We start from the raw sequence: 17421 nt of genomic DNA on the forward strand, positions 1-17421 counted from the left end.
AAGGATTGATATGGCCTACGTAATTACACAGAACTGTTGCAACGACGCATCCTGCCTGGCGGCGTGCCCGATCGGCTGCATCCATCCCACACCCGACGAGCCGAATTTCGCGACTGCGGAGATGCTCTACATCGACCCCGACACCTGCATCGACTGTGGTGCGTGTGCGGACTGGTGCCCGGTCGACGCGATCAAGTCCGACCGGGCCCTGACCCCGAACCAGTCGCCCTATCCGGCGATGAACGCGGCCTACTACGCGGACAACCCGATTCAACCGGGCTGGCGGTACAAGCAGGCCCCGCCGCTGCTCACCGTCGGTCGGGCGCCGCTGCGGGTCGCGATCGTCGGCGCCGGTCCGGCCGCGTGGTACTGCGCCAAGGAACTGCTGGCACAGCCGGGCGTCGAGGTGTCGATGTTCGACCGGCTGCCGACCCCGTTCGGGCTTGTCCGCCACGGTGTCGCTCCGGATCATCCGGCGACCAAGCAGGTGGTCGATCAGTTCCGGTTCGATCGCGATCAGTCCGATCGCTTCGAGCTCTTCCTCAACGTCGAGGTCGGCACCCAGGTGACCCACCCCGAACTGATGGACCACCACCATGCGGTCATCTACGCCTACGGCGCCGCCGCAGACCGTCGCCTCGACATCGCCGGTGAGGATCTGCCCGGCTCGGTCGCGGCGACGCGCTTCGTGGCCTGGTACAACGGCCACCCCGACCACGCCGAACTCGACCCGAACCTGACCGGTCGGCGTGTGGTGATCGTCGGCAACGGCAATGTCGCCTTGGATATGGCCCGGCTCATCGTGGCCGATCCCGACCAGCTGGCCGCGACCGATATGGCCGATCACGCGCTGGCCGCGCTGCGCCGGAGCGACGTCGAGGAAGTGGTGATCCTCGGGCGCCGTGGCGCGGCGGACGCGGCGTTCACGACGCCGGAACTGCTCGCCCTGACCCAACTGGCCGAGGTCGATGTCGTCGTCGACGCGCCGAACCTCGCCGAGGAGGTCGAAACGGCATCCGACGGGGCAGCGCGCGGCAAGCTCGCTCTCCTGGCGACCCTGCCCACAGCCGCCGCAGCACGCCAGGCGAGCCGGAAGCGAATTGTGCTGCGATTCAACACCGTTCCCATCGAAATCATCGGTACTGACCGAGTCGAGGGTCTCGTAGTCGCCGCGACCGAGGTCGAGGTCGGTGCCGACGGAGTACGGCAGGCACGGGTCAGCGACCGCACCGAGACGGTGGCGACCGGGCTGGTCATCCGCTCGATCGGCTTCCGGGGTACGGCATTGCCGGGAATCCCGTTCGATGAATCCACCGGCACCGTGCCGCAGCAGGACGGTCGCGTCATTGACAGCGAGTCGCGGGACCCGCTGGCGGGTGTCTATGTCAGCGGGTGGATCAAGCGTGGCCCCTCCGGTGTGATCGGCACCAATCGACTGTGCGCGAAGGAAACAGTCGCGAGCCTGCTCGAGGACTTCCTCGCGGATCGACTGACCGCGCCACCCGCCGCAGGCGTTGAGCTGGCCCGGCTGGTGCGCGCCCGTCAGCCCGACACCGTCGACGCGCGTGGCTGGGCGGCGATCGACCGGGCGGAACGGTCCGGTGGTGCCGCGACCGGACGACCGCGGCGCAAGATCGCCGATCGGTGGGCCTTGGTCGAGGCGGCCCGGCGCCGCCCCAGGCGCCGGCTCGCGCTGTCGGTGTTGACCCGGTCGCGCTGAACAACGCTCACTTCACACATCTGCCCGTACATCGGGCCGTCTCGCAACCGCCTGTACAAGCATGTGACTCAGTACACGTTCCGGAACTCTTGGTGGCTAAGATTTGGCGTTTTCGTGGTGACGGCCCGATCCAGCAGCTGGAACAAACGAAGCCCCTGACCATAAGACCTGGTCAGGGGCATTATTAATGTGCGCCATCAGGGACTCGAACCCCGAACCCGCTGATTAAGAGTCAGCTGCTCTGCCAATTGAGCTAATGGCGCGTGCTCCGTGTTTCGGTGCGGGACAGACATTAACAGGCCCGGACGTAGAAAGTGAAATCGATACCTCGACCGAGGGTGTGGCGTATGTCGCCATACCCGTAACGGGTTGAGGTTCGAGAGGGATCTAACCCGGAGACTCGCCGCGACGAGCCGGTCGTCACGTTGGGAACCGTCTGTCGGGCTGGCAGAATGGCAGGACGTGGTCTCGACCGGTCCCGCCCGGCGCGGTGGGTTGAGCTCGGTGGGTAGTCGGTGGGATCCGAAGCCGTCGGTGCGGGCTGTTGCACCGGGACTTGAAACGGGGTTGAGATGCGCATTGGTCGAGGTCGACATCGGTCGACATGGAAGCTCGCAGGGCCGCTGGTCCTGCTCGCGGTCGTGGCGTTGGCATTGCCGTCATGCTCGTCGTCGGAGGCGACGGACGAGTCGGTGGCCATCGACCGCAACCCCATCACCGAACTGATCAAGCCGAAGCTACTGGCGCCGGTCAAGGACGGCGATGTCGGTGTGTCGCCTGCCGCGCCGATGAATTTCGAGGTCGAGGACGGCAAGTTCACCAACGTGTCGTTGCTCACGCCGGAGGATCAGCCGGTCGCAGGCGCCCTCGCGGCGGACGGCCGTTCCTGGGCGACGTCGGAGCCGCTGGGCTACGGGCGTACCTACAAGCTGGTGGCGGAGGCGGTCGGCCTCGGCGGTGCGACCACCAGCACGATGAGCTTCACCACCACCTCGCCCGACAGCAAGACCAAGCCGTATCTCATCCCCGGCGAGGGTGAGGTCGTCGGTATCGGGCAGCCGGTCGCGATCCAGTTCGACGAGAACATCCCCGATCGCAAGGCGGCCCAGGAAGCCATCAAGATCACCACCGAACCGGCCGTCGAGGGCGCGTTCTACTGGGTGAACAATCGCGAAGTCCGGTGGCGGCCCGAGCATTTCTGGGCTCCGGGCACCAAGGTCACCATCGACGTGAACGTCTACGGCAAGGATCTGGGCGACGGACTCTACGGCCAGGACGACATCCACTCGTTCTTCACCATCGGTGATGCGGTGATCTTCACCGCCGACGACAACACCAAGCAGGTGACCGTGCAGAAGAACGGTCAGGTGATTCGCACCATGCCGACCTCGATGGGTAAGGACAGCACTCCCACCGACAACGGCGTCTACATCGTCGCCGACAAGCATCGCGAGATCATTATGGACTCCTCGACCTACGGGGTGTCGGTCAACTCGGCCGATGGATATCGCACGCCGGTCGACTTCGCGACCCGGATCTCCTACAGCGGAATCTTCTTCCATTCGGCGCCGTGGTCGGTGGGGCAGCAGGGCTATTCGAATACCAGTCACGGCTGTCTGAATCTGAGTCCGGCCGATGCTGCCTGGGTGTTCGAGAACGCCAAACGCGGCGACGTCACCATCGTCCAGAACACGGTCGGCGGGACGCTGTCGGGTGTGGACGGTCTTGGCGACTGGAATGTCCCGTGGTCGGAGTGGAAGGCGGGCAACGCCGACGTGGGCTGATACGCCGGCGGGGCCGACACGGCCTGAAAGACGCCACGAGCGGGCACCGGTGATCCGGTGCCCGCTCGCTTGGTTTCCGGGCGGCTGCGGCCCTCGGTCAGGGAAGCATGTCGCAGCCGAGATGGGCGTTGCCCGCCATGGCCGCCGCGCTGCCGGTGGCGGCGCACAGCAGCTTTCCGCCGCCGAGTAACAGTCGATCGAGGTTGGGCAGGCCTGCCGACCCGGTGCCCGAGGAGCCGGTGGTGGCCAGGCCGCCCGCCGAGCCGCTGCTGGCCGAGCCGGAGTCGGGCATATCCGGCAGCCCGACCCCCGCCGCGGCCGTTCCGGCGGATCCGGTGACGAGGGTGGCGCCGATGAAGGCTGCGATTACCGCGGAACGCATCAGAAGATGTTGTCTTTCTCGTCGAACGGGTGCGCCACGGTGGCGCCGCCCTCAGCGCAGTCTACGGACCGGCTCTGAGATGCACCACACATTCGGATCACGATCGTTTCACAAGTCACATTCGCGCTGTACACATGCGACGGCCCCCGGCTCGATGGCGAGCCGGGGGCCGCTGTCACCGCTATCGCGCAGGTGACAGGCTCTTTTCCTCGGGTTCCCGTTGGCGTCGCAGCATCGAATGCGAGCGACTGTAGGCGAAGTAGACGACCGTCCCCAGCGCCATCCAGACCACAAAACGCAGCCAGGTCTCGATGGAGAGATTGAGCATCAGCCACAGGCAGGCGAGGGCCGCCAGGATCGGGAGCACCGGGACGAACGGCACCCGGAATCCGCGCGGCAGGTCCGGGCGGGTGCGCCGCAGGATCAGCACGCCGATCGACACCAGCACGAATGCGACGAGCGTGCCGATATTGACCATCTCCTCGAGGGTGCCGAAGTCGACGAACCCGGCGAGCAGCGCGCAGACCACACCGACGATCACCGTCAGCCGCACAGGCGTGCCCTTGGATCCGGTCTGGGCGAGGCTGCGGGGGAGCAGGCCGTCGCGCGACATGGCGAACAGCACGCGGGTCTGGCCGAGGAACATCACCATGACCACCGTCGACAGGCCCGCGAGCGCGCCGATGGCGATGATGTTCTTCACCCAGGTCGCGCCATTGAGGGCGAAAGCCGTTGCGAGGGTCGCGTTCCCATCCGCGAGCTGGGTGTAGGACACCATGCCGGTGAGGATCAGCGACACCGCGACGTAGAGCACGGTCACGATCGCGAGCGAGCCGAAGATGCCGCGCGGGACGTTGCGCTGCGGATCGCGGGTTTCCTCGGCGGTGGTGGCGACGACGTCGAAGCCGATGAACGCGAAGAACACCAGGCTCGCCGCGGCCAGCAGCCCGTACCAGCCGTAGCTGGTGCCGCCGGAACCGGTGAGGAAGGCGAACAGCGACTGCCGTACCCCTTCGGCCTTCTCCGAGGGCTCCGACGGCGGAATGTAGGGCGTCAGGTTCGAGGGTTTGAAGTAGGTCGCGCCCACTACCAGCACCAGGGCGATCACGCCGAGCTTGATCGCGACCGCGATGGCCGATACCCGGGAGGACAGTTTCGTTCCGGTGGCCAGCAGGACACCGACGATCGCGATGATCAGTACCGCACCCCAATCGAAGTGCAGCGATCCGATCTCGACGACCGGTGCGTTGGCGCCGAGGACCTCACCGAGGTATTGCGACCACCCCTTCGCCACCACCGAGACCGCGAGGGCGAATTCCAGGATCAGATCCCAGCCGATGATCCACGCGATGACCTCGCCGAAGGTCGCGTAGGCATAGGTGTAGGCGCTGCCCGCCACCGGAACCGTCGAGGCGAATTCGGCGTAGCAGAGGGCGGTCAGCCCGCACGCGATCGCCGCGAAGACGAACGCCAGCGACACCGACGGCCCGGCCACCGTGCCCGCCGTTCGTGCGGTGAGGGTGAAGATGCCGGCACCGATGACCACGGCCACACCGAAGATGGTGAGGTCCTTCGCCGTCAGGTCCTTACGTAGTTTCGAATCCGGTTCGTCGGTATCCCGGATCGACTGTTCCACCGATTTGGTGCGGAACAGTCCGCTCGCGATCGCCATTGCAGGTCTCCTCTCTGAAACTCGCCGGCGCCGTCAGAGCGACCGCGGGATGGCGTCGAGGCGTCGTTCGGCGAACCGGTTCGCGGCGGCGCCGGTCCCGATCCCCTCGGCCCGTGCGGCGGCGATGATGTCGCGACACCGGTCGAAGATATCGGCCACCTCGAACTCGATCTCGGCAGGCGCGGCGGCCCTGAGCTCGCCTGCCACCTGGATGAGGCCGCCTGCATTGGCGACGAAGTCGGGGACCCAGGTGATGCCGCGGTCGTTGAGCGTCTGTTCCACGCTGGGTTCGGCCAGCTGGTTGTTGGCCGCGCCGCAGACGAGTTTCGCCTCGATGGCCTCGGCGCTGTCGGCGGTGAGGGTGGCGCCGAGCGCGCACGGTGCGTAGACGTCGACCGGTGCGGTCGCCACTGCGCTCAGCAGCCGTACGGACGGATGCTCCTGCGCGACGCGCTGCATCGCGGCATCGTTGACGTCGGCTACGCACACCTCGGCGCCGTCGGCGAGCAACAGTGCGATGAGTTCACGTCCGACCTTGCCGACGCCCTCGACGCCCACTGTGCGGTTGGCCAGCGTCGGGGCACCCCAGACGGATTCGGCGCCTGCGCGCATCGAGTGGAACACGCCGAGCGCGGTCAGCCTGGCGCTGTCACCCGAACCGCCCGCCGCGGCGCTGCGTCCGGTGACGTGACGGGTGTGCCTGCCGATGACATCGAGATCGTCGGTATTCGTGCCGACATCGCCCGCCGTGATGTAGCGCCCGCCGAGCGTCTCCACGAACCGCGCGTACGCAGCGAGCAGCGCCTCGCTCTTGTCGATCGCCGGATCGCCGATGATGACGGCCTTACCGCCGCCCAGGTCGACACCGGCGGCCGCCGCCTTGTAGGTCATTCCCCACGACAGCCGAAGTACGTCCTGCAACGCCGCGGATTCGTCGGCGTACGGGTAGAAGCGGGTGCCGCCGAGTGCGGGGCCCAATGCGGTCGAATGGATCGCGATGATCGCCTTCAGGCCGGTCCTGTCGTCCTCGCAGAACACGACCTGCTCATGGCGTCGGGCGCTGAGCTCGTGCGAGCGGCCGAAGACTCCTGCATCGGTGTGCAGAACTGTCACTGTCGATTCCTTTCCTTGGCGCCGGGCAGCCTCGGCCTGGTGGGCCATCGCGCTGCCGCGGCTGGTGGGTCGCCGCGGTCTGCGGCGGGTTTCTGGTGTCGTTCTTCGGGTCTGGCGAATCCGGCCGCGCCCGGTCAGTGCTCGATACCGAGCTCGCGCAGACCCGCCCAGTACAGCTCGACGTTGCCGAGCTTGACGTCCTCGTAGCCGCGCACCACATCGGGAAGTTCGGCAGCCTTGGTCGCGATGTCATAGGTCTCTGCGGTCAGGCCGCCTGCGAGCCCACGCACCATCCCGGTGTAGTGGGTGAGCAGTTCGCGCTCGACCTTGCGGACGTGGGCATAGCCGAACGGGTCGAGCTTGGTACCGCGCAGCATCTTGCCCTTGGCGAGGACCTTCAGCGCCACATGTGATTTCGGACCGAGACCGATTTTCTTGCGCCGGCCCATGGCTCGCAGCATCGGCGGATGCAGCTTGTAGGTGAGCTTCTCGCCGCCCGGCACCTGGGCCTGCACCTCGGCGAGGAACTCCGGATCGACCAGCAGTCGTGCGACTTCGTATTCGTCTTTGTAGGCGGTGAACTTGTACAGCCCGCGCGCCACGGACTCGCTGAAATCAGTGCGGTCGGTGATGGTGCGCTCCGCCGACCAGGCGAGTTCGACGATCTCGGCATAACGCCGAGCCACCTTGGCGTTCTGGTACCCGACCAGTTGCGCCGCCCGAAGCTCGACGAGTCGCCGCACTTCGCCCTCGAAGCTGGTGTGCGCCAGCAGTTCCGCGGGCGCCACCGGTGGAGTCCGCCGCGGCTGCCCCTCATTGACAGCCGCGGCGAACGCCGCCGGATCCGCGACGGCGGCGCGTCCCCATCGGAAGGCCGCGATATTGCTGTCCACCGCGACACCGTTGATCCCGATGGCCTCCTCGATCGCCGCGGCGGGCAAGCGCAGCCCACCGGCCTGAACGGCCGCGCCGACGATCAGGAAGTTGGCCGCCGCGGTATTACCGAACAGGGTCTGCGCCGCGGCGAGCGCGTCGAAGTGACTGATCGAATTCGACACTGCGGTAAGCCGTTCCAGTAGCACGCTCGCCTCTGGATAGGTCACCGACTTGTTGTAGACCATGTCGCCGGTCGGGGTCTGGCTCGTCGACGCGACAGCCACTGTGCTCGCAGCATCGCCGTACTGGAGGTAGCGGGGATCGGCGGCGGTGAGCAGATCGATGGCCATGATGCAGTCGGCGCTGCCCGGGGTGAGTCGGTTGGACGGTTCGAGTTCGGTGGCACCGAAGCGCAGATGCGAGACGACCGGCCCCGCCTTCTGGCTCATGCCGATCTGGTCCAGGCTTTCCACCTCGTAGCCCGCGCGCAGTGCGGCGGTGGCCAGCACCTGGTTGACGGTGACGATGCCCGTGCCGCCGATCCCGGCGATGAGCACATTCTGCGTGCCTTCCGGTGTACCGAGACCCGGTTCGGCCACCACCGGCGGGACGGCACTGGTGCGAGCCTTCTTACTGCCCCGGTCCGCCTTCTTCTGCGGGGTGAGTTCGACGGTCACGAACGACGGGCAGTCGCCGTCCAGACAGCTGTAATCGGTATTGCACGAGGTCTGATCGATGCGAGTCTTGCGCCCGAACTCGGTCTCGACCGGCTGCACCGACAGACAGTTGGACTTGGTGCCGCAATCGCCGCAGCCCTCGCACACCGCCTCGTTGATCACCACCCGGGTGTTGCGCACCGGCAGCGCGCCGCGTTTGCGCTGCCTGCGTGCGTCGGCCGCGCAATGCTGGTCATAGATCAGTACCGTGACGCCCTTGGTCTCGCGCAACAGCTTCTGCGCCTCGTCGAGCCGATCGCGATGCCACAGCATAGTGCCCTTGGCCAGGGCCTTCTTGTTGTGCCGCTTCGGCTCGTCGGCGCAGATGATGATCTGCTGCACGCCCTCGACGGTGAGCTTGTGGGTCAGTTGCGCGACGGTGAGGATGCCCTCGACATCCTGGGCGCCGGTCATCGCGACGACCTCGTTGTAGAGCAGCTTGTAGGTGATGTTCACCCCCGCCGCGACGCACGCCTGCACCGCCAGCTGCCCGGAGTGGAAGAAGGTGCCGTCGCCGATGTTCTGGAACAGATGCGGCACATCGGTGAACGGTGCCTGGCCGATCCACTGGCTGCCCTCACCGCCCATCTGGGTCAGTCCGGTGACCGCGCTGTCGCTGCGGCCGGACATGGTGACCAGGGTGTGGCAGCCGATACCGCCACCGCCGATCGATCCCTCGGGCAGCGCGGTGGAGCGGTTGTGCGGGCATCCGCTACAGAAGTACGGCGTCCGCTCGGCCGAGAGCACCTCCAGCGGCAGCGGCGGCGGTGCCGCCCGTTTCAGCTCGACCCGTTCGCGCAGCACCCGGCGCAGTGGCCCGAGCAGCCGGCCCGCGGTCAGTTCGCCGTCGACCGGCATGAGCCGCCCGCCGCGCTCGTCCTGCTTGCCGAGGATGCGCGGGGCATCGGCGGTGCCGTAGAGGATCTCGCGGATCTGCGTTTCGATGAAGGCGGTCTTGTCCTCCACCACGATCAGCTGGTCGAGACCGCGGGCGAACTTCGTGACCGTCGACGGGCCGACGGGATAGGGCATACCGATCCGCAGCAGCCGGATCCCCGCGCGGTGCATGGTGGCCTCGTCGACACCGAGATCGAGCAGGGCCTGACGGACCGCGTCGAAAGTGGTGCCGGTGGCCGCGATCCCGACCGTGGCGTCGGCGGGGTCTACCTCGATCACGTCGAGGTCGTTGGCGGCGCCGTACGCGCGGACCATGTCCCAGCGCGGTCCGTACAGGTCCGCCTCGGCGAGGACGCTGTCGGTCGGTGCCGCCATCGGCCGCTGCCGGTAGACGAAAGGCTTTCCTTCCCACTGCACGTCGGGGACGATGAGCGGGCGGTCGGCGACCGAGGCATCAACGGTCCAGGCGCCGTCGGCGACATCGGCCACGATCTTCATCGCGACCACACAACCCGAGGCCCGCGACAGCGCCACACCCTGCATGCCCATGGTGATGATCTCTTCGGCGTTGCGCGGGAAGAGCACCGGAACGCCCATCGCGGCCAAGGAGCGCTCGCTCACCGCGGGCACTGTCGAGGATTTCGAGGCCGGGTCGTCACCGACCAGCAGCAGCACGCCGCCGCGCGGGTTGACGCCGTACATGTTGGCGTGCCGGATGGCGTCGGTCGCGCGGTCCACGCCGGGGCCTTTGCCGTACCAGACGCCGACGACGCCGTCATGGGTCGCGCGGCCTGCGGGCAGATCGGCCTGGCTACCCCAGACGGAGGTGGCGGCGAGTTCTTCGTTGAGGCCGGGCACGAAGGTGATGTCGTGTTCGGTGAGCACGTCCGGCATGCCGAACAGCATCTTGTCCACCCCGCCCAGCGGGCTGCCCTGATAGCCGGAGACGAATGTCGCGACGCGACGGCCCGCCCGAATATCGCGCACGTGCTGTTCGACCAGCAGCCGCGCGATGGCCTGCACGCCGGTGAGCAGGACCGGGCCCGCTCCGGAGCGGTAGCGGTCGGCGAGGTCGTACGGCGCGGTCGGCTCGGCCTGCGGCAGGCAGGTCGGACAGGCAACGGTCGTCATGGACACCTCACCACACTTTCCACAACCCAGATTGTGAGCTGCAAACGAAGGGACTTGCGTTCGGTGCAGCGAAATGTGCCGTGGAAGGGTGATCTGTGTCAACAGTCGTGCGAAAGGTTGATCAATCTGATCAAAAGTGATCTGGAGCACTCCAGCGAGTGCGTCAGATTGCTTAGGCAGGTAGAGACCTGGGTCACATCAGGGGGTCGGCGGGATCTTCGTCAGATGCTCGACGATCGGCAGGCAGCGGTATTCGATGGGCGTGGCCAGCGCGAGCATCGTCTCGGTGTGTTTGACGCCGGGGATGGCGTGTACCCGCTGGATGATCTCGAGCAGGTCCTGCTGTGTTTGTGCGGCGATGCGCACGAGTAGGTCGGCGCGTCCGGTGGTGGCGTGGACCTCGAGGACGTGTGGGAAGGTGCGCAGCGCTTCGACGATGGCGTCCATTTTGTTCTGGTCGAGTTCGATGCCGAGAAACGCGTGGACGGCGTATCCGATGGCTTGCAGGTCGACGTCGGGCGGGTATCCGCGCACGGCGCCGGAGCTTTCGAGCCGCTTCATCCTGGCTTGGACGGTGTTGCGTGCGATGCCGAGGCGCTGGGCGAGTTCGAGTATCGGCGCGCGCGGGTCGGCGGCCAGCTCGGCGAGCAGCGCGGAGTCGAGTGCGTCGATCTTGAGGGCCATGCCGCATTCTCGCATGGTGGGGTCGGGGTGTTCGGGCCGAAAATCGATCCGGGCGGGCAGGGAATCCGCGCGATCCCGGCCGAGAAAAAGGTCAGGCCCGGGAGAATTCTCCCGGGCCTGACCTTCTTTTTGGGTGAGTGACGGGACTCGAACCCGCGACAGCCAGGATCACAACCTGGTGCTCTACCAACTGAACTACACTCACCATCGCCGGTGTGACACCGGCGCGGTCGATAGTAGCGCGTCAACCCCTCTCGGAGCTAATCGGTTACCGGCGCGTCGCTGACCTGGGGCTTTTCTGCCTCACCGGACAGCTCGGCCGCGATGGTGGCGATCTCCGCGGTGGAGGGGCCCGGTGCGGTCACGAACGCGGTGCGCCGGTAGTACTCCAGCTCGCGGATGGATTCCTTGATATCGGCCAGCGCGCGATGGGTCAGGCCCTTCTCCGGCTGGCCGAAGTAGATCCGCGGGTACCAGCGCCGGCACAGCTCCTTGATCGAGCTGACGTCGATCATCCGGTAGTGCAGGTGGCTGTCGAGCGCGGGCATATCTCGGGCGATGAATCCGCGGTCGGTGGCGATCGAATTGCCCGCCAGCGGCACCGTGCCCGGGGTGGGCGCGAACTGACGGATGTAGTCGAGCACCTGCTGCTCGGCCTCTTCCATGGTGACCGTGGAGCGGCGCACCTCGTCGGTGAGACCCGAGCGGGCGTGCATGTCGGCGACCACGGGCGGCATTGCGGCGAGGGCCTCGTCATCGGCATGGATGACGATGTCGACGCCGTCACCCAGAATGTTGAGGTCGCTGTCGGTCACGAGTGCGGCCACCTCGATCAGCTTGTCGCTGTCGAGGCGAAGCCCGGTCATCTCGCAATCCATCCACACCACTAATTTGTCGGACACTCGCAATACATTAGTCAGCGCGGAACCGGGCGTGTCCGATTACCTCACTTGGCCTGTCCGCGCCGGATCCGGCGATACGCTGTTCGCCAGGTGCATCGGCGCGAGAGGTTCGGCGTTCGCCCGCATCGATGTGCCGATCGGTAGTCCGGTTAGGCGTTCGATGCTGCGGGAAAGCCGCATGCGAAGTACCCGCCCATTCGGAGCTCGGTGGAGTCGTGCGCTGCCGCGCCGTCCGGGTGGCGGGTGTTCCGCTCGACACAGGAGGACCTGCGATGACCACCCCACAGGAGAAGGCCGCGGCCGCTCGCAAGGCAGCAGAGGAAGCCGCGCGGATTGCCGCCGAGGCGACAGCGGCGGCGGAGGCCGCGGAAGCCGAAGCGGCGGCGGAGTCGGGCGGTGTTGCGACCGACTCGGGCGCGACGGCCGTATCCGGTGCTTCGGCAGCTGAGTCCGGTGGCGCGGCAGCCGGAGATGGCGGCTCGTCGGTCGCGCAGGAGATCGCATCCGGATACTCGGTCGAAGGCGCGGCGTTGGAGTTGGGCACCGTGATCGTCGATGGCACAGTCGATTCCACTGCGCGAGTGCGGATTCCTTTGCGCATGATGAACCGGCACGGCCTGGTCGCCGGCGCCACCGGTACCGGAAAGACCAAGACCTTGCAGGGCATCGCCGAACAGCTCTCGCGCGCGGGCGTTCCGGTGGTCATGGCCGATGTGAAGGGTGATCTGTCGGGGCTGTCGCAGCCGGGGGAGCAGAGCGAGAAGCTGGCCCAGCGCGCTGTGGAGACCGGCGCCGACGACTGGGCGCCCGCCGGATTCCCGACCGAGTTCGTTTCGCTCGGGACCGAGGGGATCGGCGTGCCGATCCGCGCGACCATCACCTCGTTCGGCCCGATCCTGCTCAGCAAGGTACTCGGGCTCAACGAAACCCAGGAATCCACGCTCGGGCTGATCTTCCATTGGGCCGACAAGCAGGGTCTCGGTCTGCTCGACCTGAAAGATCTGCGCGCGGTGATCCAGCATCTCACCAGCCCGGAGGGCAAGGCCGATCTGCAAGGCATCGGTGGTGTTTCCTCGGCGACGGCCGGGGTGATCCTGCGTGCGCTCGTGAATCTGGAAGCCGACGGCGGCGACACCTTCTTCGGTGAACCCGAACTCGATCCGGCCGATCTGCTGCGCACCGAAGGTGACCGGGGCGTGATCACCCTGTTCGAACTCGGCGCGCAGGCGGCGCGGCCCGCGATGTTCTCCACCTTCCTGATGTGGGTGCTCGCCGATCTGTTCCAGACCCTGCCCGAAGTCGGTGATGTGGACAAACCCGCGCTGGTGTTCATCTTCGACGAGGCGCATCTGCTGTTCGCCGACGCGTCGAAGGCTTTCCTGGACCAGGTGGAACAGACCGTGAAACTGATCCGGTCCAAGGGTGTCGGTGTGTTCTTCTGCACCCAGTTGCCCACCGATATCCCGAATCCGGTGCTGTCCCAGCTGGGTGCGCGCGTGCAGCACGCGCTGCGCGCATTCACCCCCGACGATCAGAAGGCGCTGTCGAAAACGGTGCGCACCTACCCGAAGAGCGATGCCTACGACCTCGAAAAGGCGCTCACCTCACTCGGCACCGGCGAGGCGATCGTGACCGTGCTGTCCGAGCGCGGCTCACCGACGCCGGTGGCGTGGACGAAGATTCAGCCGCCGCGCTCGCTCATGGACACCATCGGCGCCGACGCCATCAAGTCGCGCGCGCTGGCCAGTGCCCTGCACGGCAAGTATGGGCAGACGGTGGACCGAGAATCGGCCTACGAGATGCTCGCGGCGAATGTCGCGGCGGCCGAACCGGAGGTCGAGCCGGAACCCGCTCCAGGGCGCTCGCCCAGCGCGGACGACGATTCGGCCGCGGAACGCATCATGAAGAACCCGGCGGTGAAGAGCTTCCTGCGCTCCGCGGCCACCGTCGCCGGGCGTGAGATCACCCGCACCCTCTTCGGCACCCGCAAACGCCGCTGAGCGGAGGTCTGTTCACCGCGCGGTGCGGGCGATCAGGCGTTCGCTATGCGCCGGTATCGCGGGCCATGAGATCAGCGATGGTTTCGCGGCGGACCAGTTCGCGAACCCGGCCGTCGCGCACGGCGACGATCGGCGGACGGCCGACGCTGTTGTACGAGGAGGCGAGGCTGTGGTGATAGGCGCCGGTGCACGGAACGGCCAGTACTTCGCCCGGGCGCAGATCGGCCGGGAGCCGGATGTCGGTGGCGAGGATATCGCCTGCCTCGCAGTACCGGCCCGCGACTGTTGCTGTCATCTGTGGCCCGCGCGGATGCCTGCCCGCCACCACCACCTCGTATCCCGCGCCGTAGAGCGCGACTCGGGGGTTGTCGTTCATTCCTCCGTCGACGGTGACGAAGGTGCGGCCGCCGTCGATATGTTTGATCGATAGCACCCGGTACAGCGTCACCCCGGCGCGCGCCACGATCGCGCGGCCGGGTTCCAAGGCGATGGCCGGGCGTGGGAAGCGATGCCGGGCGCAGGCCGAGTCGAGGGCGTCGTCGATGATGTCGGCCAGCTCGGCCAGGTTCATTTCCGCATCGCCGCCGCGGTAGGCGACCGCATGCCCGCCGCCGAGGTCGAGTTCGGTGAGGATGTGGTCGTATTCGTGGCGGATCCAGGCCATTTCGCCGATCAGCCGCCGGACGGCCTCCCCGTAGTAGTCCGGGTTGTAGATCTGCGACCCCAGGTGACAGTGCAGGCCGACCAGGTTCAGATTCGGCTGCGCCATGATGCGCTGCACCGCTTCGGCGGCCATCGCGCTACCGAGTGGGAAACCGAACTTCTGATCAACCACGCCGGTGCGCACCGCGGGGTGCCCGTGCACATCGATCCCGGGCGACAGGCGCAGCAGCACACGTTGTGGGCGGGTGGCAAGCGCCGAGAGCAGGGTGATCTCGGTGAGGGAGTCCACCACGATCCGGCCGACGCCGGCGTCGACGGCGGTGGTGAGTTCGTCACCGGATTTCCCGTTGCCGTGCAGCACGATCCGCTGCGGATCGACCCCGGCGGCGAGTGCGATGGCCAGCTCACCGCCCGAGCAAACGTCCACCGACATGCCCTCCTCGCGCACCCACTGCGCAACAGCCCGGATCATCAGCGCCTTACCGGCATAGATGATCTCCGCCTCCGGGAAGTGCTTGTGATAGGCGCGGCAGCGGTCCCTGACCTCGCGTTCGTCGAGCACGTAGGTGGCGGTGCCGAACTGATCGGCGATATCGGCCAGTGCCACTCCACCGACGGTGATCCGCCCGTAGTCGTCGTAATGCGTGTCCTGCGGCCACACCGCCGAATCCAGTCGCGGTCGCACCACCGTCCGCAACGACGGAAGAATATCGAGCAACGTCACAAGCTTCTCCTGAGACGCCCCCGCTTTCTCGGTATGCGGGGCCACCTCCAGGACTACGCCGCGCCAAGGAACGCGGGCAGCGCGCTGACGAGTCCTTGACACCCCGGCCGTCGATCCTGACCAGCTGTTGACGAGCTCGAGTGATTGCGAGCAGATTGCCGGTGCGGGAGACTCGGGGCCGGACATCGATTCGGCTCAGGTTCGGCTGGGAGGACAGGTGTGACGATGTATCGGACGCTCACGCTCGCCGCGGTCGTCGTGCTCTCGGTCATGAGCTGCAGCGATGAGGAAAGCACCCGGGCAGCCGAACCTGCGCCACCGTCGCCGGTGATTCCCGCCCCACCGCCCGAATTCTGGTCGGCACCCGCCGACACCGCGCCGCAGCACGCAACCGTTGCGCAAGCGACCCGCCAGATCGATGTGTGCTCGCTGATCCCGCGCGACACCCTCGATGACCTCGGCGAGGTTCGGAACGTGACAGTCGGTCTCGACTCGTGCCGAGCGACCCTCGGCAGCGAGGCACCGGGTGAAGGCAGCGTCTTCACTTGGCATGCAACCCTGCTCCCCGAACTGACCCCCGGCCGCGGTATCAGCAAACAGGTCGGTGATGTGAGCGTGCGGCTGGTCCCCGACCGCGACGACGGCCCGCCGCGCTCCTGCGGCGCCACCGCCCGCTTCCTGTCGGGCGCCGCCTTCTACCTGGGCCTGACGACGCCGGGGCAGGATCCGTGCGCCGTCGCCGACGGGTTGCTGCCCGGGATGATCGACCGGTGGCGGCAGTCGCCGCCGCAGGGAACCTCGCCCGATACGGTGCCCACGGTGCTGCTCGGCGCCGACCCGTGCGCGGTCCGTTCGAAACTGGCAGGCACCGCGGACACTGATCAACGCAGACTCACCCAATGCCTGTTTCGGTACCGCGACGACACCGTCACCGTCAGCTATGAGTACCGCGTCCCCGCCCACGTGGCGGCCAACAGCACCCAGGAGCAGATCGGCGACCGCACCGTGCATCGGTGGGCTTCGCTCTACGACAGCAGCATCCCGATCTTGACCGCAGTCGTCGGCCCCGAACTACCGCCCGACACAACGATATTCGGCGCCCGCGTCCCGATCGTCGAAGTCTCGGCAGCAACCTACGACGTCGCCCGAGACGTCATGACCCAGGTCCTGACCCTCTTCCCGCGGTAGCGGGTTCGACGAGGGGGACATGAGACCGGGCCTTGCGGCGTGTCGCCAGTCTCATGGCCCCCTCGTGCTCGCATCGGCCTGGGGGTGCGGGGGGAGGGTTTGGGTGTGGGTCAGCTGCCGAGTTTTTTGTAGAACGCTCCGGCGACCGGGGCCGTGACCGCGCGCGGGCCGTACTGGCCGGCGACGCTCATGCCCTTCGAAATCAACCCTGGGACGATGCGCATTTTGTTGCGGGCGAGGGCATCGATGGAGGATTTGGCGGTGGATTCGGAGGAGACCCACATGAAGTCGGGGACCATGCGGTCGACGATCGACGCCTCCGAGGGGTCCGGAGCCTCGGTGCGGACCGGGCCCGGCGCCAGGAGGGTGACGTTGACGCCGGTGCCTTTGAGCTCACCGCGCAGCGATTCGGAGAAGGTGTTGGCGAAGGCCTTGCTCGCGGCATAGGTGGCGTTGTTCGGGATCGGCATATTGCCCGCCGCCGAGCCGCTGATCAGGATGCCGCCCGCGCCGCGCTCGATCATGCCGGGCAGGACCGCAAGGGACAGGTCGTGCACGGCGACGGCGTTGAGCTCGAGCTGGTCGCGCTCATAGGCGGGGTCGAGGTCGGCGACCGCGCCGAATGTCGCGATGCCCGCGTTATTGCACAGGATGGCGATATTGCGCGCCGACAACTCCTCCACCAGCGGCGCCCGCTGTTCCCGGTCGGCGAGGTCGACCGCGCGCACCTCGGCGGTGATGCCGTGGGCCAGCGTCAGGCGCTGTGCCAACTCCTCGAGGATGTCCCCGCGCCGGGCGACCAGGATCAGCGAATATCCGCGCATGGCCAGTTCGGCGGCCAGCGCGGTTCCGATCCCGGACGACGCTCCGGTGACGACGGCACGATTGTCGGCGGTGGGGGCAGGCAAGCTCACGCCATGAGCGTAAGCGACACCGGTCCGCCACGTGTCGCTGGCCGACCTGCTCAGC

12 protein-coding genes and 2 tRNA genes are annotated in these 17421 nt (G+C 67.1%); 4 read left to right on the plus strand and 10 right to left on the minus strand.

What is annotated here, in order from left to right:
- Positions 1 to 10 precede the first annotated feature (10 nt).
- Positions 11 to 1720 carry an FAD-dependent oxidoreductase gene (locus tag ACFXNW_RS19980; protein WP_379419216.1) on the plus strand — a complete coding sequence of 570 codons (1710 nt, stop codon included), beginning with the start codon at positions 11 to 13 and terminating at the stop codon, positions 1718 to 1720.
- A 190-nt stretch (positions 1721 to 1910) separates the two neighbouring features.
- On the opposite strand, the gene ACFXNW_RS19985 is transcribed toward ACFXNW_RS19980, so the two are convergent.
- Positions 1911 to 1983 (minus strand) — tRNA-Lys (locus ACFXNW_RS19985).
- 309 nt (positions 1984 to 2292) lie between these two features.
- On the opposite strand from ACFXNW_RS19985, the gene ACFXNW_RS19990 reads away from it, so the two are divergent.
- Entirely contained in the window at positions 2293 to 3504 is a 1212-nt protein-coding gene (locus ACFXNW_RS19990; RefSeq protein WP_379419217.1) for an Ig-like domain-containing protein, read from the plus strand.
- Positions 3505 to 3601: 97 nt separating this feature from the next.
- On the opposite strand, the gene ACFXNW_RS19995 is transcribed toward ACFXNW_RS19990, so the two are convergent.
- From ACFXNW_RS19995 to orn, 7 genes are all read right to left on the minus strand, one after another.
- Complete coding sequence (locus ACFXNW_RS19995; protein ID WP_163824400.1) at positions 3602 to 3886, minus strand: hypothetical protein; 285 nt, start codon at positions 3884 to 3886, stop codon at positions 3602 to 3604.
- 181 nt (positions 3887 to 4067) lie between these two features.
- Positions 4068 to 5558 carry an amino acid permease gene (locus ACFXNW_RS20000; RefSeq protein ID WP_379419218.1) on the minus strand — a complete coding sequence of 497 codons (1491 nt, stop codon included), beginning with the start codon at positions 5556 to 5558 and terminating at the stop codon, positions 4068 to 4070.
- Positions 5559 to 5591: 33 nt separating this feature from the next.
- Positions 5592 to 6719 carry a Glu/Leu/Phe/Val dehydrogenase dimerization domain-containing protein gene (locus ACFXNW_RS20005; protein ID WP_379419219.1) on the minus strand — a complete coding sequence of 376 codons (1128 nt, stop codon included), beginning with the start codon at positions 6717 to 6719 and terminating at the stop codon, positions 5592 to 5594.
- A gap of 86 nt (positions 6720 to 6805) precedes the next feature.
- Positions 6806 to 10291, minus strand: a complete 3486-nt coding sequence (locus tag ACFXNW_RS20010) for an indolepyruvate ferredoxin oxidoreductase family protein (RefSeq protein WP_379419220.1) — start codon at positions 10289 to 10291, stop codon at positions 6806 to 6808.
- A gap of 198 nt (positions 10292 to 10489) precedes the next feature.
- Positions 10490 to 10975 (minus strand): Lrp/AsnC family transcriptional regulator, encoded by a 486-nt coding sequence (locus ACFXNW_RS20015; RefSeq protein ID WP_379419221.1) that lies wholly within the window; start codon positions 10973 to 10975, stop codon positions 10490 to 10492.
- 132 nt (positions 10976 to 11107) lie between these two features.
- A tRNA-His gene (locus ACFXNW_RS20020) sits at positions 11108 to 11180 on the minus strand.
- Positions 11181 to 11235: 55 nt separating this feature from the next.
- A complete protein-coding gene (gene orn / locus ACFXNW_RS20025) occupies positions 11236 to 11877 on the minus strand; it encodes an oligoribonuclease (protein WP_379419222.1) in 642 nt (213 codons plus the stop codon).
- Positions 11878 to 12149: 272 nt separating this feature from the next.
- Here orn and ACFXNW_RS20030 point away from each other — a divergent pair, with 272 nt between their 5' ends.
- On the plus strand, positions 12150 to 13877 hold the full coding sequence (locus tag ACFXNW_RS20030; RefSeq protein ID WP_379419223.1) for a helicase HerA-like domain-containing protein: 1728 nt from the start codon (positions 12150 to 12152) through the stop codon (positions 13875 to 13877).
- A gap of 43 nt (positions 13878 to 13920) precedes the next feature.
- Here the strand turns inward: ACFXNW_RS20030 and lysA are convergent, their stop codons facing one another.
- Positions 13921 to 15264, minus strand: a complete 1344-nt coding sequence (gene lysA, locus ACFXNW_RS20035; RefSeq protein WP_379419224.1) for a diaminopimelate decarboxylase — start codon at positions 15262 to 15264, stop codon at positions 13921 to 13923.
- Positions 15265 to 15489: 225 nt separating this feature from the next.
- On the opposite strand from lysA, the gene ACFXNW_RS20040 reads away from it, so the two are divergent.
- Positions 15490 to 16452: a peptidase gene (locus ACFXNW_RS20040; protein WP_379419459.1), complete on the plus strand. Its 963-nt coding sequence runs from the start codon at positions 15490 to 15492 to the stop codon at positions 16450 to 16452.
- A 110-nt stretch (positions 16453 to 16562) separates the two neighbouring features.
- On the opposite strand, the gene cmrA is transcribed toward ACFXNW_RS20040, so the two are convergent.
- Complete coding sequence (gene cmrA, locus ACFXNW_RS20045; protein ID WP_379419225.1) at positions 16563 to 17366, minus strand: mycolate reductase; 804 nt, start codon at positions 17364 to 17366, stop codon at positions 16563 to 16565.
- Between the last annotated feature and the right edge of the window lie 55 nt (positions 17367 to 17421).

Origin of the sequence: Nocardia sp. NPDC059180 (assembly GCF_042754945.1) — a bacterium.
In the GTDB taxonomy this organism is placed as follows: Bacteria; Actinomycetota; Actinomycetes; order Mycobacteriales; family Mycobacteriaceae; genus Nocardia.

Excerpts from the sequence above, each read along its gene's own strand:
- ACFXNW_RS19980 (WP_379419216.1), top strand. The coding sequence starts at position 11 with ATGGCCTACGTAATTACACAGAACTGTTGCAACGACGCATCCTGCCTG.
- ACFXNW_RS19990 (WP_379419217.1), top strand. The coding sequence starts at position 2,293 with ATGCGCATTGGTCGAGGTCGACATCGGTCGACATGGAAGCTCGCAGGG.
- ACFXNW_RS19995 (WP_163824400.1), bottom strand. The coding sequence starts at position 3,886 with ATGCGTTCCGCGGTAATCGCAGCCTTCATCGGCGCCACCCTCGTCACC.
- ACFXNW_RS20000 (WP_379419218.1), bottom strand. The coding sequence starts at position 5,558 with ATGGCGATCGCGAGCGGACTGTTCCGCACCAAATCGGTGGAACAGTCG.
- ACFXNW_RS20005 (WP_379419219.1), bottom strand. The coding sequence starts at position 6,719 with ATGGCCCACCAGGCCGAGGCTGCCCGGCGCCAAGGAAAGGAATCGACA.
- ACFXNW_RS20010 (WP_379419220.1), bottom strand. The coding sequence starts at position 10,291 with ATGACGACCGTTGCCTGTCCGACCTGCCTGCCGCAGGCCGAGCCGACC.
- ACFXNW_RS20015 (WP_379419221.1), bottom strand. The coding sequence starts at position 10,975 with ATGGCCCTCAAGATCGACGCACTCGACTCCGCGCTGCTCGCCGAGCTG.
- ACFXNW_RS20030 (WP_379419223.1), top strand. The coding sequence starts at position 12,150 with ATGACCACCCCACAGGAGAAGGCCGCGGCCGCTCGCAAGGCAGCAGAG.
- ACFXNW_RS20040 (WP_379419459.1), top strand. The coding sequence starts at position 15,490 with ATGTATCGGACGCTCACGCTCGCCGCGGTCGTCGTGCTCTCGGTCATG.